Origin of the sequence: Ruegeria sp. HKCCA0235A, from assembly GCF_013033235.1 — a bacterium.
Taxonomy (GTDB): domain Bacteria; phylum Pseudomonadota; class Alphaproteobacteria; order Rhodobacterales; family Rhodobacteraceae; genus Ruegeria.
In genome coordinates this window covers 29,410-52,379 of record NZ_WQDQ01000005.1, presented here as the reverse complement: position 1 = coordinate 52,379, position 22,970 = coordinate 29,410, and the positions used below count along the sequence as shown (strand labels likewise).

General features: G+C 57.0%; 18 protein-coding genes and 1 pseudogene. 11 read left to right on the top strand and 8 right to left on the bottom strand.

The features are described 5' to 3' along the window. Nucleotides 1-118: 118 nt before the first annotated feature. The 4 genes from rfbC to rfbA are packed head-to-tail and all read left to right on the top strand — an operon-like array spanning nt 119 to nt 3,470. Nucleotides 119-688, top strand: coding sequence for a dTDP-4-dehydrorhamnose 3,5-epimerase (gene rfbC, locus GOW56_RS10225; RefSeq protein WP_171169900.1), 570 nt, complete (start codon nt 119-121; stop codon nt 686-688). Continuing rightward, nucleotides 685-1,725: a dTDP-glucose 4,6-dehydratase gene (gene rfbB, locus GOW56_RS10220; RefSeq protein ID WP_171205800.1), complete on the top strand. Its 1,041-nt coding sequence runs from the start codon at nt 685-687 to the stop codon at nt 1,723-1,725. The genes rfbC and rfbB overlap by 4 nt, the downstream gene beginning before the upstream one ends. Then, nucleotides 1,722-2,585 carry a dTDP-4-dehydrorhamnose reductase gene (gene rfbD, locus GOW56_RS10215; RefSeq protein ID WP_171205799.1) on the top strand — a complete coding sequence of 288 codons (864 nt, stop codon included), beginning with the start codon at nt 1,722-1,724 and terminating at the stop codon, nt 2,583-2,585. Before rfbB ends, rfbD begins: the two co-directional genes overlap by 4 nt. Before the next feature lie 18 nt (nt 2,586-2,603). Further along, nucleotides 2,604-3,470, top strand: coding sequence for a glucose-1-phosphate thymidylyltransferase RfbA (rfbA, locus tag GOW56_RS10210; protein WP_171205798.1), 867 nt, complete (start codon nt 2,604-2,606; stop codon nt 3,468-3,470). Nucleotides 3,471-3,577: 107 nt separating this feature from the next. On the opposite strand, the gene GOW56_RS10205 is transcribed toward rfbA, so the two are convergent. Beyond that, complete coding sequence (locus tag GOW56_RS10205; protein WP_171205797.1) at nt 3,578-4,429, bottom strand: glycosyltransferase family 2 protein; 852 nt, start codon at nt 4,427-4,429, stop codon at nt 3,578-3,580. A gap of 302 nt (nt 4,430-4,731) precedes the next feature. Next, nucleotides 4,732-6,081: pseudogene (locus GOW56_RS10200) on the bottom strand (IS3 family transposase). Between the two features lie 283 nt (nt 6,082-6,364). Here GOW56_RS10200 and GOW56_RS10190 point away from each other — a divergent pair. After that, entirely contained in the window at nt 6,365-7,435 is a 1,071-nt protein-coding gene (locus GOW56_RS10190) for a glycoside hydrolase family 99-like domain-containing protein (protein ID WP_217358817.1), read from the top strand. A gap of 81 nt (nt 7,436-7,516) precedes the next feature. Here GOW56_RS10190 and GOW56_RS10185 read toward each other — a convergent pair whose 3' ends face one another. Beyond that, entirely contained in the window at nt 7,517-8,452 is a 936-nt protein-coding gene (locus GOW56_RS10185; RefSeq protein WP_171205795.1) for a LysR family transcriptional regulator, read from the bottom strand. Between the two features lie 103 nt (nt 8,453-8,555). Here GOW56_RS10185 and GOW56_RS10180 point away from each other — a divergent pair, with 103 nt between their 5' ends. Together GOW56_RS10180 and GOW56_RS10175 are read left to right on the top strand one after the other, a co-directional pair. After that, the gene (locus tag GOW56_RS10180; protein ID WP_171117974.1) at nt 8,556-9,590 is read left to right on the top strand and encodes a phosphotransferase family protein; all 1,035 of its coding nucleotides are present in this window, start codon (nt 8,556-8,558) and stop codon (nt 9,588-9,590) included. 11 nt (nt 9,591-9,601) lie between these two features. Beyond that, entirely contained in the window at nt 9,602-10,843 is a 1,242-nt protein-coding gene (locus GOW56_RS10175) for an acyl-CoA dehydrogenase family protein (RefSeq protein ID WP_171205794.1), read from the top strand. An 87-nt stretch (nt 10,844-10,930) separates the two neighbouring features. Here the strand turns inward: GOW56_RS10175 and GOW56_RS10170 are convergent, their stop codons facing one another. Beyond that, complete coding sequence (locus GOW56_RS10170; RefSeq protein WP_171205793.1) at nt 10,931-12,526, bottom strand: GMC family oxidoreductase; 1,596 nt, start codon at nt 12,524-12,526, stop codon at nt 10,931-10,933. A 109-nt stretch (nt 12,527-12,635) separates the two neighbouring features. On the opposite strand from GOW56_RS10170, the gene GOW56_RS10165 reads away from it, so the two are divergent. The 4 genes from GOW56_RS10165 (at nt 12,636) to GOW56_RS10150 (ending at nt 16,753) form a co-directional block, all read left to right on the top strand. Then, nucleotides 12,636-13,874: a TRAP transporter substrate-binding protein gene (locus tag GOW56_RS10165; protein ID WP_152460475.1), complete on the top strand. Its 1,239-nt coding sequence runs from the start codon at nt 12,636-12,638 to the stop codon at nt 13,872-13,874. Between the two features lie 64 nt (nt 13,875-13,938). Next, nucleotides 13,939-14,604, top strand: a complete 666-nt coding sequence (locus GOW56_RS10160; protein ID WP_171205792.1) for a TRAP transporter small permease — start codon at nt 13,939-13,941, stop codon at nt 14,602-14,604. Continuing rightward, nucleotides 14,604-15,962 carry a TRAP transporter large permease gene (locus GOW56_RS10155; RefSeq protein ID WP_171205791.1) on the top strand — a complete coding sequence of 453 codons (1,359 nt, stop codon included), beginning with the start codon at nt 14,604-14,606 and terminating at the stop codon, nt 15,960-15,962. Before GOW56_RS10160 ends, GOW56_RS10155 begins: the two co-directional genes overlap by 1 nt. 11 nt (nt 15,963-15,973) lie before the next feature. Then, nucleotides 15,974-16,753 (top strand): IclR family transcriptional regulator, encoded by a 780-nt coding sequence (locus tag GOW56_RS10150; RefSeq protein WP_171117966.1) that lies wholly within the window; start codon nt 15,974-15,976, stop codon nt 16,751-16,753. A 306-nt stretch (nt 16,754-17,059) separates the two neighbouring features. Here GOW56_RS10150 and GOW56_RS10145 read toward each other — a convergent pair whose 3' ends face one another. The 4 genes from GOW56_RS10145 to GOW56_RS10130 all read right to left on the bottom strand — a co-directional run bounded on the left by GOW56_RS10145 (nt 17,060) and on the right by GOW56_RS10130 (nt 22,783). Further along, the gene (locus tag GOW56_RS10145; protein ID WP_171205790.1) at nt 17,060-18,796 is read right to left on the bottom strand and encodes a Mur ligase family protein; all 1,737 of its coding nucleotides are present in this window, start codon (nt 18,794-18,796) and stop codon (nt 17,060-17,062) included. A gap of 14 nt (nt 18,797-18,810) precedes the next feature. After that, complete coding sequence (cphA, locus tag GOW56_RS10140) at nt 18,811-21,612, bottom strand: cyanophycin synthetase (protein ID WP_171205789.1); 2,802 nt, start codon at nt 21,610-21,612, stop codon at nt 18,811-18,813. A 15-nt stretch (nt 21,613-21,627) separates the two neighbouring features. Next, nucleotides 21,628-22,521 carry a cyanophycinase gene (locus GOW56_RS10135; protein ID WP_171205788.1) on the bottom strand — a complete coding sequence of 298 codons (894 nt, stop codon included), beginning with the start codon at nt 22,519-22,521 and terminating at the stop codon, nt 21,628-21,630. Nucleotides 22,522-22,615: 94 nt separating this feature from the next. Beyond that, nucleotides 22,616-22,783 (bottom strand): hypothetical protein, encoded by a 168-nt coding sequence (locus tag GOW56_RS10130; RefSeq protein ID WP_171117957.1) that lies wholly within the window; start codon nt 22,781-22,783, stop codon nt 22,616-22,618. Nucleotides 22,784-22,970: the final 187 nt, after the last annotated feature.

The window sequence follows — 22,970 nt, the reverse complement described above, 5'->3', positions numbered from 1 at the left end:
ACCTTCGGAACCGATAAGCCGCTCAAATTGCTGATCAGACAACATAGGTCTTGGCGTCGGTGGAGCAAATGTGACATAGCAGGCCGAGACATCAACACATAGATGAAAATTAGTAACAATGGAAATATTGGCGCTTTCCATTCCGGAAGTGAAACTGATCACCCCGAAGCGTTTTGGCGATCATCGCGGGTTTTTTGAGGAAACCTACAATGGCGACAGTTTTGCGGCACAAGGAATTCATACGCAATTCGTTCAGGACAATCATTCCCTTTCGAGCACGGTGAACACGGTACGCGGATTGCATTTTCAGGCTCCGCCAAGGGCGCAGGCCAAGCTGGTGCGCTGCGGTCGTGGGCGGCTGTTTGATGTCGCGGTCGATATCCGCAAAGGCTCGCCCACCTATGGTCGCTGGGTCGGTGAAGAACTGAGTTTCGAAAACGGGCGGATGCTGTTGGTTCCTGCGGGGTTCGCGCATGGGTTCGTGACGTTGGAGCCGGAGACTGAGATCGTCTACAAGTGTTCTGACACTTACGCGCCGGAAACTGAAGGCGCGGTTCGTTGGGACGATCCCGATATCGGCATTGAATGGCCACAGAGCAATTCAGAACCCCAGCTGTCCGAGAAAGATCGGATCGCACCACTTCTGCGCGAAATTGAATCTCCTTTCGTATTCGAGGACACACAATGAAAATTCTGGTTACGGGCGGGGCGGGCTTTATCGGCTCTGCCGTTATCCGTCGCGCGATTGCCGATGGGCATTCGGTCGTCAATGTCGATGCCCTGACCTACGCGGCCTGTCTGGACAATGTTGCCTCTGTCGCGGATGCGCCGGGATACTTTTTTGAACATGCGGATATCCGGGATGCCGCCGCCATGTCGGCGATACTGGACAGGCACCAGCCAGACGCGATCATGCATCTGGCCGCTGAAAGCCATGTTGACCGCTCGATCGATGGCCCGGCTGCGTTCATCGACACGAACCTGACCGGGACCTATGTATTGCTGGAAGCAGCACGCGCCTATTGGCTGGGTGCCGGCCGGCCCGAGCATTTCCGGTTTCATCACATATCAACCGACGAGGTCTTTGGGTCCTTGGGAAAAACCGGGTTTTTCACCGAATACAGCCCATACCAGCCGAACTCACCCTATTCTGCCTCGAAAGCGGGATCGGATCATCTCGTGCGGGCGTGGCGTGAAACATACGGCCTGCCAGTGGTTCTTACAAATTGCTCCAACAACTACGGCCCTTACCAGTTTCCGGAAAAACTGATCCCCGTTGTCATCCTCAGCGCGCTGGCAGGCAAACCGATCCCGATTTACGGGAAAGGCGATAACGTTCGCGACTGGCTGCATGTCGATGACCATGCCGAAGCCCTGTTACTGGTGCTCGAAAAGGGTGAACTGGGCCGCAGCTACAATATCGGTGGCGAGAATGAGATGACCAATCTTGATCTTGTCAGAATGCTGTGTTCGATCCTGGATCGCCTCAAGCCGGGTGAAACGCCCTATGCGGATTTGATCACGTTCGTCGCTGACCGCCCCGGTCACGATCAGCGTTATGCCATCGATCCGACTCGGATTCGCACCGAACTGAACTGGCGTCCTTCCTACACGCCTGAAACCGGGCTGGAACAGACGGTTCAGTGGTATCGGGACAACAGCGCATGGTTGAACGCCTTGCAGGCCCGCAGTGGCGTGGGTGAGCGGCTGGGTGTTGCCAAATGAAGGCGCTGGTGTTCGGCCACGGGGGGCAGGTGGCGACCGAGTTGCGACGTCGCGGACAGGCGCATGGTGTCCTGGTTGAAGCTCTGGATCGCACCGCGGCGGACCTGTCTGACCCGTCGCAATGTGCAGACGCCATCCGGCATACGGATGCGGACGTGATCATCAATGCGGCCGCCTATACGGCGGTGGACCAGGCCGAAGAGGAAAGCGACCTGGCGCAACGGATCAACGGAGATTCACCCGGTGCAATGGCGCGTGCCGCCGCGGCCCGTGACCTGCCTTTTCTGCATGTTTCCACGGATTACGTTTTTGACGGCTCTGGTACGACCCCCTGGAACATCGATGACCCGACCGGGCCCTTGGGGGCCTATGGTCGAACCAAGCTGGACGGCGAACACCAGATCGCAGAGCCTGGCGGTCACTATGCCATTTTGCGCACAAGCTGGGTGTTTTCGGCCCACGGAAAGAACTTTGCAAAGACCATTCTCCGACTGGCAGAAACCCGTGACAAGCTGACCATCGTCGCAGATCAGATCGGTGGGCCAACACCTGCTGCCGACATCGCCGAAACCTTGCTGAAAATGGCCAAGGCTGGCTTCGAAGCCAAAGGGGGGGTGTTTCACTATTCCGGTGTACCCGACGCCAGCTGGGCGGATTTCGCCCGTGAAATTGTTTCTCAATCCGGCTTGTCGGTCGAAATCGAGGATATTCCAACCGAGGCTTACCCAACGCCGGCGCCGCGCCCGCTGAACTCACGTATGGACTGTTCGCGGCTAGAAAATGTGTTCGGAATCCAGAGACCCGACTGGAAAGCCGGACTGGCTGAGATATTGAGCGAGTTGAAGTCAGCGACCAGCTGAACCTTGAAAGGACAGATTATGCAGCGCAAAGGCATTATTCTTGCCGGTGGGTCCGGAACCCGGCTTTACCCGATCACCATGGCGATATCGAAGCAATTGCTGCCGATCTACGACAAGCCGATGATCTTTTACCCGCTGAGTGTTTTGATGCTGTCGCAGATCCGCGAAATCGCGATCATCACCACCCCCCAGGATCAGGATCAGTTTCAGCGCCTGTTGGGAGATGGCAGTCAATACGGTTTGTCCTTGACATGGATCGTACAACCGTCTCCTGACGGTCTGGCGCAGGCTTATACTCTGGCCGAGGATTTTCTGGACGGTGCCCCGTCTGCGTTGATTCTGGGTGACAACATCTTCTTCGGACATGGCCTTACGGACCTGCTGCTCGAGGCGGATCAACTGAAGCGCGGCGGTACGGTTTTTGCGTATCGGGTCGCTGATCCAGAACGCTACGGCGTTGTGGATTTCCAAGGGAACAAAGCCCGCGCGATCGTCGAAAAACCCAAGGTGCCTCCGTCGAACTACGCGGTGACGGGTCTTTATTTTCTGGATGGCGACGCTCCGGCCCGCGCGCATGAGGTCAAACCGTCAGATCGCGGCGAGCTGGAAATCACGTCACTGCTGGAAATGTATCTGGACGAAGGTTTGCTGGATGTGCAGACCATGGGGCGCGGTCTTGCCTGGCTGGATACCGGCACGCACGGGTCTTTGCTGGATGCGGGAAACTTCGTGCGAACGATCACGGAACGTCAGGGTATGCAGACCGGCAGCCTGGATGAAATCGCATGGGCAAATGGCTGGATCGACGACGAGGCTCTTGATATGCGCGCGCGCCTATTCGCCAAGTCCACGTACGGCACCTATCTTAAAGGGCTTCTGAGCTAGGCCGCGAACTGTCTCATGGTTGCGTGTTTAGGCTGGAATTTGCGTGGGCTGTAAGCTGCTTCACGCTTTGTGATCAAGGTCTGAACGGGGCTGGGCGGGCATTCCGGTCATGCCAAAACGCCACGCAAGAAGGCCCATTGTTTGGCGCGTTTTCTCGCTGAAAACAACATAGCCGGAGACATCATTTGCAGTAGCGCCGATGCCAGGGCACGACCAAAGGCCATCGGGACTTCATGCTTGCGGGCGACGTAAACGCGCGATTGCCCCCTATACCAGCCCTTCAGGCCAGCGATGGCTGGGCTTCCTGGCGAGGATTTGCCTCTGGCATGGCGCATCTGAGAGTTGTGAACATAGTATAGTGGCCTGCAAACGGCTTTGAGCCGCAGGCTCAGATCATCGTCCTCATGAATCAGAAAGATTTCGGGATCAAACCCGCCGACCGCTTCGAACGCTTCGCGGCGGACCAGGAAGGCGACGCCGACGAGGACCGGCAATTCAAAGTCGGAATCGGCTGTTTTCCTGGGCAGTGTTTCATTTCGGGGAATGATTACACTGTATCGCATGAAACGAGGTGCCCCCTTCCGGTCCAGAATTGAAGGGTTGAAGGCTGACGCATCCGGATGATTGTCGGCCCCCTCTTTCAACGCGTCCAATGCTCCGGGCAGCAAGTGGGAATCCGGGTTCAGAAATAAAAGCAGTTCCGTTGTTGCCTTGGCGGCACCAAGGTTGCGTGCGCGGCCAAACCCGATGTTGTCTTGGCTTTCGATCAGAGTTGCGCCATGTGTCTCGGCCATTTGCCGAACCGCTTCTATTTCGTCCGAGCCATTGTCGACCAAAATTGTCGGCACGCCCTCTGGGATGGAATTCAGCATCTTCGGCAGTACACCACTGCTGTAGTAACAAACGCTTATGATCGTAATCTGTGACAATCCTGCCTGCCGTACCTGTGGAATGGGCATGATCGTTATTTCCTCGCAAACACAGTTAGGGTCAACCCCGGTTCCAGTACGACGGATCCGGGCTGCTGAATAAGGTCTGTGATCTTTTGCATTCAGCGACGCCAATCTGAGAAACGATTGAATTGGTTTTTCACCGGTGAAGCGAAGGCAAGAAACCGATCATCAAGCGCAGCCAAATGGCAAAGCCGCGTTAGGGGATGCAAAGCCTTTTTTGATCGGAGCGGCAAGATTGTCCGTCATCGAATGAAGTATTCCGATTGAGCCGACGGCGTTTAGGACGGCCTGGCTCATTGATTGCGATCTTACGCGGCGCTCCCGAGGTTGAGCAAGCGTCGCTGTTTCAGTGTTCTTTCCTTGATGGTTCTCCTTTCCTTCAGAATGCCGTCGCTGCGACCGAAGTAGACATCGGCCGGTGTCAGATTGCCGAGACTCTCTTGATAGCGGCGGTGATTGTAGTGGTCGACGAAGGCTCTGATCGCTTCCTCGAGTGCGCCCGGTAGGTAATAGTTCTCCAACAGGATGCGGTTCTTGAGCGTTTGGCGCCACCGCTCGATCTTGCCCTGGGTCTGCGGATGATTTGATGCCCCTCGAACGTGGTCCATTCCTTGATCTTGGAGCCAATCCGCCAGGTCACCAGAGATGTATGATGAGCCGTTGTCGCTGAGCAGCCTCGGTTTTTGTCGGACGGTCGCCGACGAACAGCCTGATGCCTCCAACGCCAGTTCCAGAGTGTCGGTAACATCGTCGGCCTTCATCGTTGTGCAAAGCTTTCATGCCACGATGTAACGGTTGAAGTCGCCCAGGATCGTCGAGAAAAAACCAACCCCAGCCAGTCACCTTTTGTTAGGTGAAGTCGGTCTGCCAAAGTTGGTTCGGTCTCGTAGTCTTGTCATGGAACTCGTCGGCGGCCTTGATCACGTTGAACGCCGGCCCAGTAATCAGATCCTGCTCCTTGAGGATACGATAGACCGAAGGCTCTAACACAAAGTACTTTTTCGTGTCTGTAAAGCGGAATGCCAGCTCGCGGGGCGATAGTTTCGGCTCATCAATAGCGAGGTCAACGATGGCCTTCCGGATCTCGTCAGGGATGCGGTACCAGACCCGGCCGGCGTGTGGACGGCGATCTTCAAGCCCGGCTTCACCAAACGCCTCATAGCGGGCACACCAGCGGTAGAACGTGGTTTTCGGAATGCTCAGCCTCGACAGCGTCCTCTTCGTTGGCAAGTGGGACTGCTCGACAAGTCGGATGATCTCGAGCTTCTCCGTTGCGAGGTATCTCATATGTCGTCGTCCCCATCAGCGAGCATACTTTTTTTGAGTAGGCGGTTTTCCAGGGTGAGGTCGGCAATGGCCTCCTTCAGGGCCGACGCCTCGGCCCGCAGTTCCTTCACTTCGGGGCTCGTCGCTTGCCTGGCTGTGTCGCCTGCCAGCCGCTTCTTTCCGGCCTCCAGGAACTCTTTCGGCCTGGAATAGTACAGGCTCGCGGCAATCCCCTCGTGACGGCAGAGCGCGGCGATGCTCTCCTCGCCGCGCAAACCCTCCAGTACAATGCGGATCTTCTCCTCCGCAGAATGGTGCTTGCGTGTCTTGCGGCGAATGTCCTTGACGACCTGTTCAGCTGTAGTTTTGTCGGTTCCAGCTTTCCGTCTCATCTTCACTTCTAAACGGTTCAGATGAGCCAGAAACCTTCCGTTATGCAAATCCTACAATCAGGCCTACAGGTGCTGATGTCAGACACTATTTGCTGACTGCGGCGTCGAAACTCAGCCCACCTTTGTCGCCACGTACGGCAAGGCGGTTCAGAAATTCAGCCAAGAAAAGAGACCCGAAAGGGGTTGGGACAAACCGGGGCAATCCAACAGGCAGGGTTTTGAAGCCATCGGTCGGGCCGACGAATTCAAACCCTTCGACCCGCCTGCTAAAGCTGAACCAGCAGTGCGGGCGATTGCGCATTACCTGCCGCAATTTCATCCCTTCAAAGAGAATGATGAATGGTGGGGCAAAGGCTTTACCGAATGGTCCAATGTCGGAAAGGCCGTCCCGAATTATCCGGGCCATTACCAACCTCATTGTCCGATTCATCTGGGTTACTACGACTTGCGGTTGCCAGAAATCATGGTCGAACAGGCGCGGATCGCGAAGTCTTACGGGATAGGAGGGTTCTCCTATTACTACTACTGGTTCGGCGGAAAGACCTTGATGGAGCACCCGCTCGAACAAATGTTGGGCAATCCGGAAGTCGACATGCCTTTTTGCCTGACATGGGCAAACGAAAACTGGACGCGCCGCTGGGACGGGCGGGCGCACGACGTTCTTATCGCGCAGAACCATTCGATCGAGGATTCCCTGAACCTTCTGCGTCACATACGCAAATATTTTGATGATCCGCGTTATATTCGGATAGATGGGAAACCGGTTTTCATCGTGTACCGAGCGAACACCATACCGAATATCGAGGAAACAACCGCGGCTTGGCGAAAAGAGGCACAAAGCTGGGGCGACCCGGACCTGTATCTCATAGCTGCCCAGACTTTCGATATCGGCGACCCAGAGAAACTGGGTTTTGACGCTGCTATGGAGTTCCCGCCGCATCAGGTAAAGCGCACCGACATCACGGATGAGATGGGGATCTACAATCCAGAGTTCACAGGAGCCGTTCTGGATTACCAGGCCGTGGTCGAGGCAGAGCTTCAAAAGCCGGAACCCCGGTACAAGCTGTTTCGGTCCTCTACGCTCTCGTGGGACAATACCGCGCGCAATCAGGATGCCCCTCGGATTATGGGGCGGTTCACGATTGATGCCTACAAGCGCTGGACGGAACATTTGTGCCGCCAGGTTCTTGCGCAGGAAAAATACAGTGCCGACGAAAAAATCGTTTTCATAAACGCGTGGAACGAGTGGGCAGAGGGGACGCATCTGGAGCCTGACCGAAGATATGGCTTTGCCTATCTTCAGGCGACCTATGGCGCGTTACCCAAGAAGTCTGAAAGTCAGATCAACACGTGACGCGTCCGACCTTGAGGTTTCGCGGACCTGACGGTTGGCGCCTCCGATATCCTGACGACACAAGTTGCCCGGGGTTCCGTATCAATTCTGATCGACCCTATGATGCTGTTCCGTTTCGTTCGCTCTGACGGTGCGACCTGCGATTTGGTCGAACATCCATTGTACGGCTTCGTCGCCGTCGGACCGGATATGCCGATAAAGGCGAAGTTCGATCGGAGGCACTTCAACCGGCAGCCTCAACATGCGCAGCCCCATTTCACGCGCGCTGCATTCGGTCAGCGTGGCAACCATATCTGTCTTGTGCAGAATATCCCGGATGTTCAGATAACTTTGCATCTGAAGCCCGAGTTTGCGCCGTGCGCCCAGTTTGCGCAGGACGATGTCGACCGGACTCGCCCCCTGAGGCCGTGAGGAAACATGCAGATGTGTCAGCTGAAGATAACGCTCCAGCGTCAATGGGCCCGAACCCAGCGGGTGGTCGGGTCGCATGGCACAGACATAGCGGTCCTTCATGATGGTCCGGCTGATCAGATCCGAACTGTCCGGCATCGGAATGTCCGACGCGATGTCGATCGTGCCCTGCTGCAACGCCTTGCGCGTATCCCGGCGGGGAATGCGCACGAGGCTGAGTTCGACCTGTGGTGCCGTGCGCTGAAACCCGGACAAAAGCCCGGGCAGGATGATGAGGCTGTGAAGATCGACCAAACTGACCCGGAACAGCCGTTTGCTGGTGAACGGGTCGAACCGTTCACCCTGCGCCGATGCGGCTTGCAACTGGTGAAGAGCGGCTGAGATCCTGTCCGAAATGCTCTCTGCCAGGGCCGTGGGCTGCATCCCCGTGCTAGTCTTCACGAAAAGCGGGTCGTTCAGTGTCTTGCGCAACCGGGTCAGGGCGTTGCTGACGGCCGGTTGCGTGATCGACAGGCGTTCGGCAACGCGGGTCAGATTTCGTTCGGTGTAGATGGCGTCAAAAATAACAAAAAGGTTCAGGTCGATCTTGTTGAGCTTGGTCGTCATGTCATTCACCAGATTTATGCCGGCGATCATGCAAGTAAATTTCACAAATGTCATTGGGGGCGGTAAGCTGAATCGTATCCTGGCGGAATACGGAGTTTCATGCATGACCTCATCCGACCTCGAACTCGATACCGAGCGGCTTTCGACATATTTGGGGCGCCATATCGAAGGCTTCGCCGGCCCATTGTCCTATCAAAAGTTTTCGGGTGGGCAGTCGAACCCAACCTATCTGCTGAAGGCCGGTGGTTCGAAATACGTGCTGCGCCGCAAACCGCCAGGTGACCTGTTACCTTCGGCCCATGCGGTGGATCGGGAATATCGTGTTCTGAAGGCACTTCATGGCACTGCGGTTCCGGTCGCCAAACCTTACGTGCTGTGTGAGGACACGGAAGTCATCGGTTCCATGTTCTATGTCATGAGCTTCCAGGAGGGCCGTATCTTCTGGAACCCGGCGCTGCCCGAGTTGGACGTGGCCGACCATCATCCGGTGTTCGACGAAATGATCCGGGTTCTGGCCGCGCTGCATTCGGTTGACACAGGCGCCGTCGGCCTGTCGGACTTCGGCAAGCCGGGAAACTATTTCCAACGCCAGTACAGCCGCTGGACCAAACAGTATCGCGCCGCAGAAACAAGTAATCTTCCCGAGATGGAACAGCTTATGGGCTGGCTGTCCCGCAACCTGCCCGATGGTGACGGTTCGGTCAGTCTGATCCACGGTGACTTTCGCATAGACAATTTTATCTTCGCTTCGGATGCCCCGCAGATCACCGCGGTTCTGGATTGGGAACTTTCGACGCTGGGCCACCCGATGGCTGATCTGGGCTATTTCTGTGTGTGTCTCAGATTGCCGCCCACCGGTCTGATCCGGGGGCTGCAAGGGCTGGATCGCGCTGCTTTGAACATCCCTTCCGAAGCTGAGATGATCGAGCGGTATTGTTCGCTGCGTGACCTGCCGGAGATTGAAAACTGGACTTTCTATCTGGCGTTTTCCTTTTTCCGGATGGCTGCGATTGCACAGGGTGTTTACAGCCGTGCGCTGGCGGGAAACGCATCGAACGAGAACGCAATGGCGTTCAAGGGTCTGGTGGCCCCTCTGGCGCAAATGGCGCTCGACGAAATCGCTGCTGCAACGCACTGAAGAGGATCACAATGGATTTTGCTCCATCGCCACGCGCCACGGAAATGCACGACCGGCTGAAAGCCTTCATGCAGGCGCATATCTATCCGCGCATTCGCGACCACAAGGAGGAAATAGAAGCCGGCAATTTCCCCGTTTCGTTCATGGAAGACCTTAAGTCGCTGGCCCGCGCCGAAGGGCTTTGGAACATGTTCCTGCCCTCTTTGCGGGATGATGAGCCCGGAACGCGGCTCAGCAATCTTGATTACGCACCCCTGGCCGAGCTGATGGGCCAGGTAAGCTGGTCTTCTGAAGTCTTCAACTGCAACGCGCCGGATACCGGAAACATGGAATTGCTGCACATGTTCGCCACGCCCGAGCAGCGCGAAGACTGGTTGGTGCCGCTGTTGAACGGCAAGATCCGCTCGGCCTTTGCCATGACCGAACCCGACGTGGCCAGTTCGGACGCGACCAACATAACGACATCCATCCGGCGCGAGGGTGACGAATACGTCGTCAATGGCCGCAAGTGGTTCATCACCAATGCGTGCCACCCCAATACCAAACTGTTCATCGTCATGGGCAAAACCGACCCGAACGCCGATCGCCATAAACAGCAAAGCATGCTCATCGTTCCAAGGAATACGCCCGGTTTGGAGATCGTGCGCAATCCGACGATCCTGAACATGCAGGATCCCGAAGGCCATGCTGAACTGGTGTTCAGGGACGTGCGCGTCCCGGTCGGCAATCTTCTGGGCGAAGAAGGCAGCGGTTTTGCACTGGCTCAGGCGCGGCTTGGGCCGGGGCGAATTCATCATTGCATGCGCTCGATCGGGGCGGCGGAAATGGCACTGAACCTGATGGTGGAACGTGCTCAGGAACGGAAGACCTTTGGCAAGCAACTCTCGGAACAAGGCGTGATCCGTGAATGGATCGCCAAATCCCGGTTGGAAATTGAACAGGCGCGGCTGTTGACCTTGAAGGCGGCCTGGAAAATAGATCAGGTGGGGGCGAAAAAGGCCTTCCGCGAAATATCCCTGATCAAGGTCGTGGCGCCCCAGGTACATGCAAAGGTTACGGATCGTGCAATGCAGGTTTTTGGCGCAATGGGCATGACACCCGACACGCCATTGGCCGACAGTTACACTTGGGCCCGGGCGTTGCGCTATGCGGATGGACCGGATGAGGTCCATCTTCAGGCTATCGCCAAACAGGAGTTGAAGAATTCCAATTATGGGATGTCGGCGCAGTGGCTGACACCGCCTCTGCGCTAGGGCAGGGATGGCATCACCGGACTTTCTCTGAGATCTGCAAGCCGAGTTGCCCAGTTTTCCTGGGATCCGGATACGCGGCCTGCCGCGCTATGTTCCGGCGGCAAGCAAGTCACTCGCCTTTTCTCCGATCATGATCGCGGGGGCGTTTGTGTTGCCGCTGACGATTTCCGGCATGATCGAACAATCCGCGACCCGCAGGTTTCCGATGCCGTGCACCTTTAGCGCGGGGTCAACGACTGCGGTTTCATTCGTACCCATCGCGCAGGTCCCTGTTGGGTGATAGATCGAAACGGAATTCGACCTGACCCAGTCCAGCGTGCCCTCGTAATCGTCGGTCGAAAGTTGGGATGTCGGGCGGAACTCTTCGGAAATCTTCGATGCCAGCGGATTGTGCTGTGCGATTCTGCGGGCGATGTTCACGCCGTCGACGATGGTTCGGCAATCCGTTTCCGTCGACAGATAGTTCGGAATGATCTTTACATGCTGTGATGGGTCCGGGCCGTTCAGATGCAGTTCACCCCTGCTTTCCGGCCGCAACTGGCACACGGACATGGTAAAGGCGGAAAACGGGTGCACGCCTTCGCCGGGGCTGTCGGCGGACCAAGGCTGTACATGGAATTGAATGTCGGGTGTTTCCACGTCCGGGCGCGTTTTCATGAATCCGGTCGCAAGGCTGGCCGCCATGGTCATCGGACCGGCGCGGAACAAAGCGTATTTGAGCGCGATACGGGCCTGATTGATCAGGCTGCGCACCTCGTCATTCAATGTGGGTTCGTTGCATTTGAAAACGAGACGGGCCTGCAAATGATCCTGTAGTCTTTTGCCGACATTGGGCAAGGCATGGATCGGATCGATGCCGTTTTTCTTCAGGTGGTCTGGGTCGCCGATACCCGACAGCATCAGAATTTGAGGAGAGTTGATTGCACCGCCGGACAGGATGATTTCGCGCCGTACCTTCACGGTTTTCTCATTTCCTGCGCGATCCCGATAGACAAGTCCGGTCGCCTGTTTTCCATCCAGCGTTATGCGTGTCACCAATGCGTTCGTGATGATGTTCAGGTTTTGTCGGTTTCGAATGGGTTTCAGATACGCCACTGCCGAGCTGCACCTGCGCCCATTGCGGGTGGTCAGCTGAAAATACCCTACGCCTTCCTGATCTGCGCCGTTGTAATCCGGATTGAACGGGTATCCGGCGGCTTGCGCTGCCGCGACCCATGCGTCGCAGATCGGTCGCTGAATGCGCATGTTCGACACCGACAGCGGCCCACCGACACCGTGATACGGGTCTTCGCCGCGTTCTTGATCTTCGCTGCGTTTGAACAGAGGCAGCACGTCGTCCCAGCCCCAGCCGACATTCCCCATCTGGCGCCAGCGGTCATAATCCTCTTTTTGGCCGCGCACATAGAGCAGACCGTTCAGAGAGGATGAGCCGCCCAGCACCTTGCCGCGTGGCCAGTCGATCGAACGCCCGTTCAGGCCCGGATCGGGCTCGGTCCTGTAACACCAGTCCACCGAAGGGTTGTGCATGGTTTTGAAATAGCCAACCGGGATGTGGATCCAGGGATTGGTGTCGCGGCCGCCAGCCTCCAACAACGCGACGGTCGTGTTGGGGTCGGCGCTGAGCCGATTGGCGATGACACAGCCCGAAGACCCCGCGCCAACTACCGCATAATCCACTTCCATGACCGCCTCCTCCCAACGTCGTTGAAAAAAACTCTATGCAAGATGCAAGAAATATACTAGCCTTTTTTGATACAAAACGTCTCAATAATTGCGAACAGGGAGGTAAGCAATGGAGATTGGTCGGAAACTGAGTGGTATTTCTCGGCGGGATTTTTTTCGGGTGGCAGGGCGCTATGGCATGAGCTCGACGCTGCTTGCAGCAGGAGGGTTTGGCGGGGCAATGAGCTTGGCCAATCTGGCGCAAGCGGCGGAATCCACGTATGAAAAACGCTTTTCGAAAGAACCGAAGCACACGTTGAAATTTGGTGCGTCGGGCTTCAACACCCGCAACCTGCTGATCGAGCGCGCCGGCGCCATCGAGTTTGCACGCGATCTGGAAGAGCGCACGGATGGCGAGATTCGGATCGAGTTCATCGGCGACAACCAGATCTGCGGACAACTCAGCTGTGTTGAAAAAACCCAGCAGGGAATCGTCGATATCTACGCAGCCTCGACCCAGAATTCGGCCGGCGGTGCGCCTTATCTGAACGTCCTGGACTATGCCTACATGTTCCCCAGCCGGGCGGCGCAGTATCATTTCTTCTACAGCCCCGCCAGCCAGCGCATCCTGCGCGACCCGCTTGAAAAGCGTCACGGTCTGAAATTCCTGTTCACCCATTGTGAACTGCGCGGTCTGCAAATGGGCTCAACCTTTGCCGACAAGCCGACCGTCACCAAGCTGGAAGAGCTGTTCGGGACCAAGAACCGCGTGACGGGCACGCAGCTGGGCCGGATCGCGATGCAACTGCTGAACCTGAACCCTGTTCCGGTGGCATGGGAAGAAACGCTGGATGCGCTCAAGACCGGTCTGATCGATGGTGCGGAAACCTGGGCCTCGGCGGTGGCTTATGCGAACATGGCACCTGTGGTCTCGCAATCGGTGAACCTGAAGTTCTTCTGCGGTACCGAACACACTTCGATGTCTGCCAAAGTATTCGATGGGCTGGGCGGTGAATTGCAGGATGCCGTGATGGAGTCGTCCTACTTCACCCAGGCTCTGATTCAGGGAGCGAACGAGGCGGCACTGCTGAACACTGTCGGATTCTCGGATCCGCAATTGCCGCAAACCATTTTTGCGGAAAACGGTGTGCGCCCTGCCTTCCTGCCGGAGGACCAGATCAAACTGGCCGAAGAAATGTGTGCTCCGAACTACAACCCCGAGCCGTGGGCGCAGTGGCGCGAGCGGCTGAACAAATGGGCCGGTGGCATCGACACATACCAGGAGATCTACGACATCGCGCGCGAGATCCCCGCGGACACGCTGCCGGAAAATGTCGAGCCGCGCCGCTGGTGGAAGGGCGAGGCCTGATTAGACTGCCTGAACCGGCCCGAAGGGGCCGGTTCAATCAATACCCACTGGGAGGACGGGCTTCATGTCACTTTGGGCAGACATTGGCGCAATATTCAGCGCTTTTCTCAGCCAGGATTCGTTTGAGATACAACTCGCTCTGGAATCCGACGCCGCTTGGATCGTTGGTGCGGTCGTTGCCGCGATCGGGGGTTTGCTGGTCATGCTGATCTATCGCAAGGTGCCGTTGATCGAGCGTCAACTGGAACGGTCGGTCATGGTGTACTCTTATCTTGCCATCGCTCTGATCATTTTCTGGGGCGTGATCGACCGGTTTGTCTTCAATGATCAGGAACCCTGGTCCACGACCATTCCTCCGCTTCTGTTTATGGTGATGGCTTGGTTTGGTGCGTCCTACAACGTACGCCTGCGCACGCATCTGAGTTTCAGTGAATTCCGCACTGCCATGCCCCGTGGTGGGCAACTGGCCTGCCTGTTCCTGGACGCCGTGCTGTGGTTCATCTTTGCGGTGATCGTCATCGTGACCACCTCGCGACTGGTGGCGCTTTCGGCCTCGAACTTTCAGATCGTTCTGGGCACGGACAATATCATGCAGTGGTGGTTCCTGCTGGCGGCACCATTGTCATTCTTCTTGATGGTCGGTCGCGTGTTTCAGAACCTCGCGGATGATTTGCACAACTGGAAAACAGGCGAGCCGCTGATCAAGCAGGCCGTGATCGGGGCAGACTGATGACAGACGGAACACTTGTTACACTGATCTCGTTGGGGGTCACCTTTCTGTTCATGCTGGGCGTACCGGTGTTGCTGGTCATCGGTTACTGGGTCATAGGTTGTTCCTTTGTCCTTGGCCTGACGCTGGACAATATGGGGGCCGAACTGCTGAACGTCTTCAACAAGGGCTTCGCCCTGTTGGCGATGCCGCTGTTCATCCTGACCGGAGACCTGATCAACAAATCCGGCATCGCGCGACGGCTCAGTGATTTTGCCTATGCCTGCCTGGGCTGGATACGCGGCGGACTTGCAATGGCGTCGCTGGGGGCCTGCGGGCTGTTCGCGGCGATTTCCGGGTCGAATTCGGCCACGACGGCGACCATTGGGTCGATGCTGCACCCCGAGATGGTAAAGGGCGGCTATGACGAACGGTTCAGCGCCGCGACCGCTGCTGCGGGCGGCACTGTCGGTATCATCATCCCCCCTTCGATCATCTTCATCGTCTATGGCTTTCTGATGAACCTGCCGATTTCCGAATTGTTCGTGGCCGGAATTCTGCCCGGTGCGCTGATGGTCATCGGGATGCAACTGGCGTGCTGGATCATCTGCCGCATGAACGGGTGGGGCTATCTGATCCCACTGCAATTGAACCGGGTGCTGAAAACCGCCTTTGGTGCCTGGCTCGGCTTTTTCGCCATCGGTCTTGTGCTCTGGGGCATTTATACCGGCAAGTTCTCTCCGACAGAGGCCGCCGGCGTGACCGTGGGCTTTTGTGTCATCGCGGGGCTGGTCAGCTACCCGATCAACCGCATCATGGGGGCCCGGAACGATATACCGCCAACCGAAAAGAGCTTCGCTGAAATGTTCGTGGTCGAAGGGTTCACGATCCCAGAGATCCCCTCAATCGTCATCAGGTCTGCCCAGATTACGGGTATCCTGGCCCCGTTGATCGCAATTTCGGTTGTGATGCAGCAGATCCTGTCCCTGCTTGGCGCACAGGAAACAATCGGAAACTTCGTGACCTCCATGGGGGGCTACCATGCGGTTCTGTTCACATCGATGGTGATCGTCTTCTTTTCGGGGATGGTGCTGGAAAGCCTTCCGGTCACCATCATCCTGGCCCCGATCCTTGCGCCGATCGCAGCCTCGGTTGGAATTGATCCAATCCATTTCTCGGTCATCTTCCTGGTCGGGGCGTCCATCGGGTTTATCACACCACCATACGGGCTTAACCTGTATGTCGCTTCAGGCGTGACGGGCGTGCCGTACTTCCGGTTGCTGCGCTATACGGTGCCTTACTTGGTGTCCCTGCTATCCGTCTGGATATTGGTGTCGCTGGTCCCCGAACTGGCCTTGATCCTTCTGCCAAATAACTAGAATGTTGAAGGATGGCCGAGACTGATACTAAAGACAGAGAAACTCAGATTCCCACCAACCTGCGCCTGTTGCTGATCCTTGAAGAGGTGGCACGGCGCGGCGTTGCGGTCAAACCCTCTGATCTGATCGATGCATTGGGATTGGCCAAACCCACCATCCATCGTTTGCTGCAAACGGCAGAGGCAGAAGGGTTCTTGCAACGCGATCTTGACGGACGGTCCTATGGTCCGGGCAGACGATTGCGGCTGTTGTCCGTGAATACCATGTCCGCCGAACACCTGCGGACTGCGCGTCTCGCCATCCTGCGCGGTGTGGCCGACGAAGTGGGCGAAACCTGCAATCTGGCCATCCCGGATCGCGAAGGCATGATCTATCTAGACCGGGTGGAAACCAAATGGCCGTTGCGGATTCAATTGCCGATCGGAACCCAGGTGCCGTTCCACTGCACGGCCAGTGGCAAGATGTACCTTTCCACCTTGCGTCCCAAAACTCTGAACGGGTTTCTGTCAGCCGGAAAGCTGAAAGAGCAGACCGCCCGTTCTTTGACAGAGCCGACGGCTCTGCTGAGCGAAATCAAGATCACCGCCGAGCGGGGATTTTCCACCGACGACGAAGAATTCATGGCGGGCATGGTGGCGATTGCCGTACCGGTGCAGGACGCGCAGGGCAGGCTGGTTGCCACGCTTTCAGTTCATGCCCCGACGCAACGGCATGACGTCGGCAGTCTGAAGTCATTTCTCGACACCTTGCGCCGGGGTGCAGAAAAACTGTCGCTGCTGTTGGGCGAGTAAGTGGCGCACCGGGATAATCGGCAATCGAACAACAACAGGGTTGTGTTATTAGGCCCGGACTGTGTTCCAAAGCTTCATGATCGCCGAATGCCCGCTGAGATCCACCGTGACCTGACAACTCGGGCGATTGGTTTCGCTCAGTTTCCCCAGGCGAGATTGAACGGTGGATTACGTCCTCACAAATATAGAAAACCCATGATCAGGCCGACAGTCATTCGTGGCCGTGATTTCTTGGATGCCACAAACCCATTGCGGGGTTTGTTTGTTTTCCAATAGATCGCCGGGGTACGCCAATAGGTGTCGTACCTAAGCGCCCAGCATCTCAAGAACGGCGTCGCGTTCTGACAGGACAAGCAACAAAGCAAGATCGCCCGGCTCAAGTTGTTTAAGAATCCTGGCCGCGGCCTGAGAAGGGGATTGGGCCCTTTGGATCTGATCAGCGTTGTATCCGTGCTTCAAGGCCGTCCCTTCGATCAGGTCCAGGATTTCTCCCAACGCCCGGCCTCTCAGATAGCCTTCCAGTTCGGCTGCAACGATTACGTCAGGTTGGAATTTCAAAGCCGTCGCGGTGACGTCCCGAATGTCCTGATCCGATCTGTCGCCCGCATGGCTGAGCATGATAAAGCGACGTTTTGCCGGAAGTCCTGACAGCGCATCGCACACGGCAGAGATCGAGTGCGGGTTATGTGCGAAATCTACAAAAACACGGGCGTCATGATAGTTGAACTCGTTGCAGCGCCCCGGATTGTCCTTTGCATCGGGTTTGAAACCGGCCAATCCATCCCGCACTGCCTGAAGGGGTAGGTCCAGCGCCAGAGCAAGGCACATGGCGGCCAAGGCGTTCAGGGTGTTGTATTTCGCCGCCCCGCCCATGGTCACGGGCACGTTTGACACGGCAATCACCGTCTTTTCGGAAGTGCCATCGAAAAACACGATATTTTCCTGCTGCACATAGGCGCAGCATTTGTTGGAATCGCGCGCGTCACGGATCAGATCCGCTTGTGCATCCAAGGAAAACCACCAGATATTTGTCGACGTGTTTTTTGCCTCGGCACGGACATACGCATCATCAGCGTTCAGAACCAGCACGCCACCATCGGTAAGTGTGCGATGCACGGCGAATTTCGCCTGTGCCAGTTCCGGCACGGTATTGACGCCGTACTGTCCCAAATGGTCATTCGCAACATTTGTGACTGCGGCTGCCGAGGCCGCACGCGTTGGCAGGCCACGGCGCAGAATACCCCCGCGGGCCACTTCAAGGCAGGCGATCTCAAGGCGCTTGTCGCGCAGCAGCATCCGGCCGCCACCCGGGCCCGAGTAATCGCCTCGGTCAAGAATGTCGTTGCCGACCCGCACAAACTCGGTCGAGGTCAGCCCTGCAACTTTGCCAGATGCCCGCGCGATCGCCTCAAGCAACCGGGTCGTCGTGGTCTTGCCATTGGTGCCGGTGATGAACGCAACTGGAATGTTGTGAAGGCTGGACCAGTCCACATCACCAGGGGCGGGCAGGGCATCAACCGGCCAGATCTGACTACCTGTACCGTGCCCGATTGAAACCTCATCGTCGTCGCACAGAATATCCACGCCATGCGCCTCGGCCGCAGCGATCAGGTCGATCAGGCGGGGATTGGCTTCTTTGACCATAAAAGCTTTGACATCGGCCACCATTTGATCAAAGTCACCGGGAGTTGCATCCAACAACTCGGCGGCACAGAAGTGCCACGCCGTCTGCACCGCGAAGATCGCCGAATACAGCTGATCCATTGGTGCGGAAATCGCCAGATTTACACCGCCAGTGAATGTGCGATGGGTCAAATCCTGATCCGTCCATCCCAGCGCGTCCAGCACTCGCCGGGCGTTTTTTTCCCACAGGGCCGAGACCGTGGATGGATCAATTCCGGTAAAAAATACATCCATCACCGCGCCGGGTTTGTTCCATAACAGGCCAGGGCCCGTCAGACGCCGGGCGTCGTCGGCCTGAATATGATCAGCGGTCGCGCTTATTATTGTCAGCGCGGTTTCAAGCTCTTCAATCCGGTCCATTCCGGTGCCCTCGCTCAGTCCGCGTCTTCGCTGATTTCACGCGCCAGGCGCACACCGCGCTCGTCCCTGATCAAATTCTGATCGTTTTCGAACATGTCCTCGAAGGATGTGTCGACGGCCGTGGTCTTTGGTGCAACCTCGGCATCTGGGGTTGCACCGTCAGAGCTGAAATAGATGATCTGTTTCCAGCAGCGCGTAGTGTCGTCGCCGAAGATTACCAACAGATCCCCCGGTGCCGCTTGTTGCAGCCCGGCATTTACGGCCTCGACCTCATCCGGGATAACCGTAATGGATGCGTCGTCAACGCCATTGTCAATCAGTGCCTGACGCATCATCCGCGGTACTTCATCATGTCCTCGGCCTCTGCGGCGGTCATCGGCCTTGCAGATGAAATGGTCAAAATGCCCGGCCAGCGCGGCAGCTCCGTCGATGATATCTTCATCGCGCCGGTCGCCGGGCATGGCAACGACACACAATCGGCGACCTTTGATCTCCAATTGATCCGACAACGCGGCCATCGCGTTGAGAGCGGCGGGGTTGTGGCCGTAATCCAGGATGACCTTGAACGGATGTTCGTCATAGACGTTCATGCGCCCCGGCGCCTGGAAATAGCTGGTATCGAAGGTGCGTAACCCATGCCGGATGTTGTCCAGATCGACCCCGAAGCTGTAGGCCATGGCGGCAGCAAACATGGCGTTTTGAACGTTGAAGATCGCTTTGCCTTCCAGTGCGGCGGGGATCAGATGCGACCACAGGACCGGAATGTGAAGCCCGTTGTCATAGATCGTCAGCATGTCTCCATTCATGCCTTTTTCCAGAACAATGGCCTTTCCGCCCGCCTTGATATGTTCCTTGACCAGGCTGTGGCCGGGGTTGGTCGTGACGTAGAAAATCTGATCCGCCCCGGCGTAGTCAGCCATTTTCAGACAATTGATGTCATCAGCATTCAGAACCGCCGTATCCGTCGCGCTTTCCACCACCACGCGTTTCACCACGGCCAGTTCCTCGACTGTGTTTATGCCTCCAAGGCCAAGATGGTCGGCCGAAACGTTAAGGCATGCCGCCACGTTCGAGCGCTGGTATCCCAGACCAGACCGCACAAGCCCGCCGCGCGCGGTTTCCATCACGGCAAAATCAACCATCGGGTCGCGCAAGACGATCTGCGCGGATTTTGGCCCGGTCATGTCACCCTTGACGCTCAGCTTACCATCGACATAGACCCCGTCGGTCGAGGTCATGCCAACGGTTTTGCCGCTGGTCTTCATAATATGGCCCAGCATTCGGGACGTCGTCGTCTTGCCGTTGGTGCCGGTGATCGCGGCGATCGGAATGCGGGTTTCCTCATTGGCTGGAAACAGCATGTCGATCACTTTGCCGGCTACATCGCGCGGTTGTCCTTCGGATGGCGCCACATGCATGCGGAAACCGGGTGCTGCGTTCACTTCGACAATGGCACCGCCGATGTCCTTGTAGGATTTGGTGATGTCATCGATCAGGAAATCGACGCCGCCAACATCCAGCCCAACCGCCATTATGGCTCGTTCCGCCATGTCGCGGTTGTCGGGATGGACCACATCTGTCAGGTCAATCGCAGTGCCGCCGGTCGAAAGATTTGCCGTAGAACGCAGATAGAAAACTTCACCGTCCGGCAAGACGGTCTCTTCGGTTACGCCTGCGGCTTCCATAAGGCGCCTGGCCTGAGTATCGATCTCGAGCATGGTCAGCACTTTTTCATGCCCGATGCCCCGACGCGGGTCTTCGTTCACGATATCGACCAACTCGGCAATCGTGTGCGTACCATCACCGACCACATGGCCTGGAACCCGTTTTGCCACCGCAACAAGCTTGTTGTCCACCACAAGCATCCGGTGATCGAACCCGGTGACAAAGCTCTCTACCAGAATGGCGCGGCTGCGGGAATGTTCCTTTGCTTCGGCGAAGCCAGCCTCGACCTCTTCATCCGAATTCAAATTGATCGAAACGCCCCGCCCATGATTGGCGTTCAATGGTTTGACGACCACCGGATGGCCAATGCGCGCCGCAGCGCGCACAGTTTCGCGTGCGGAATAGACCATGCGCTGCTGTGGAACCGGCAGGCCAAGATCGTTCAGCAGGTTGTGGGTATCTTCCTTATCGCAGGAAATCTCGACCGAGATATGTTTGGTCTCGGATGTAATCGTCGCCTGAATGCGTTTCTGGTATTTGCCGTGCCCGAATTGCACCAGCGAGCCAGAGTTGAGTCTGATCCAGGGAATGTCGCGTTCTTGCGCCGCCTTGACCAGCGACCCGGTCGACGGGCCGAATTCCTTGCGCTGTGCGCGCAGAACAAAGCTGCGCAGTTCGTCGTCCCAGTTAAAGTCCGGGTCGAAATCGTAATCCACCAGATCTTTCAGGGATTGAGGCAACAGATTCATCAGCAACCGCATTGCCAGCTTCCCTGCGTCCAGCCCAACGTCGCGCTGACGGTATTCATACACCATGTTGTACTGGCCCGGCTCACCTGTGCCGCGTGTCCGGCCAAAGGTCACGTCAGTGCCCGCTACGTTCTGAACCTCGATGGCACAATGTTCCAGAACGTGACCCAGCCACGTGCCTTCGTCTTCACGCAGACGGCGGATGAAACCTCCGGGTTCGCGGTAGGAACAGCCATGCTCCGCAAGGCCAGGAAGCGCTTCGATCAGCGCGTCGATAAACTCGGAACCAATTTTTGCCGATGGCCACTCTTCCAGAATACCCAGGTCGATGACGTGGCGAATAACGGGGAAACTTGCCCAGACATTCGGGCCGACAAAGACATTGGTCGAGATTATTTTCATGAGGCTCCCCGTTGGTTAGCTTTTGTTCCCCCCGTTTGCGGCCTCTTCCCCGGAAAAATCCGGCAAGGTGCAGAACGCCAGATGCTCATCCGGCGGAAAAGCCTGGCGAGCCGTCAGGTCATAACGGCACCCTTCACCCAGAACGTCAAGCCGAAGTCCCAGAAGGCTAAGCGCTTCGCCCCGCCGGGCATCCCACATTGATGAATGAGTCAACTGGCTGGCATCCACGACAGTAACCGAGCCGCTGCCGATGACTTCAAAGACATTGTCGGGCCCAATGAAGGCGGCCGTATCTTCGTCAATTCCCAAACCAATCAAAAATGGGTTGAAAGATGAAGCCGTTAGCAGGCGACCCAGACGGTTACGCTGGGTGAAATGTTGATCGATGATGACGGCATTGGTCAGGCCCATACCTGGTGCAAGTGTAATGTTGCCTTCCGCCGGAGCCGAGTTGCTGCTGCCACCGGCAACCATGTGTTCAGACATGATCGAAGCACCCGCCGAAGTTCCGGCAACCGGAACACCGGCTGCATTCCGCCGGCGGATTTTTTGGGCGACCAGAGTTCCCCCAAGAATCGCTGACAGGCGCAACTGGTTTCCACCTGTCATGAAAACTCCGGTCGCTCGATCAAGCATCTCGACATACTCGGGGTTGTCGCAATCCGCCCTGCGCGAGATAGGCAGGAACTCTACTTTGCCCGCACCCAGTTCGGAAAAGATACGGTTATAATCGGGCCCGGTTTCTTCCAGCATCGAGGCTGTCGGGATCACGACGATGTCGGCATCGCTGCCGCCAGAAAGCTCAACGAACTTGCGATGGATCTGCATTTCCTTGACGCGATCTTCGCCGCCCCCGATCGGGATAATGAACCCGCGTGGGGTCTCTGCATCAATGGGTGCAGGGCACATGTCTTAACTACCTTCCGGTGCTGAAGCGGGCAGTCATCGGGGACCGCGCGGACGCTTTGAACTGTTCATGCATGCCACGTCGGGCTATCGGGCTTTAGCGGACATGTTGCTCCCCCCCGGCCATCACATGCCGTACAGCAAGGTTTTCGTCAAGAACCACCAGATCGGCGTCCAATCCCGCCTTCAGACGCCGTTTGCTATACGGTTCTAGCACATCGGCCACGTTCGAGATGAACAGCCCCAGCGCACCGAACAGGGTCATTCCCCGATCTATGAGGTGGCGCAAAGCCTCGGAGGGTCTCCTACCGAAACGCGTCGGATGGCCATCATGGAAACGATACGCGCGTTGCCGCCGCCCTGGCGACATTCACGACAACCCATCTGCATCGAAACGACCGCCGCAGCGTCTACATCGAAACCCGCGGCCTGAACACTGCTTCAACATATAG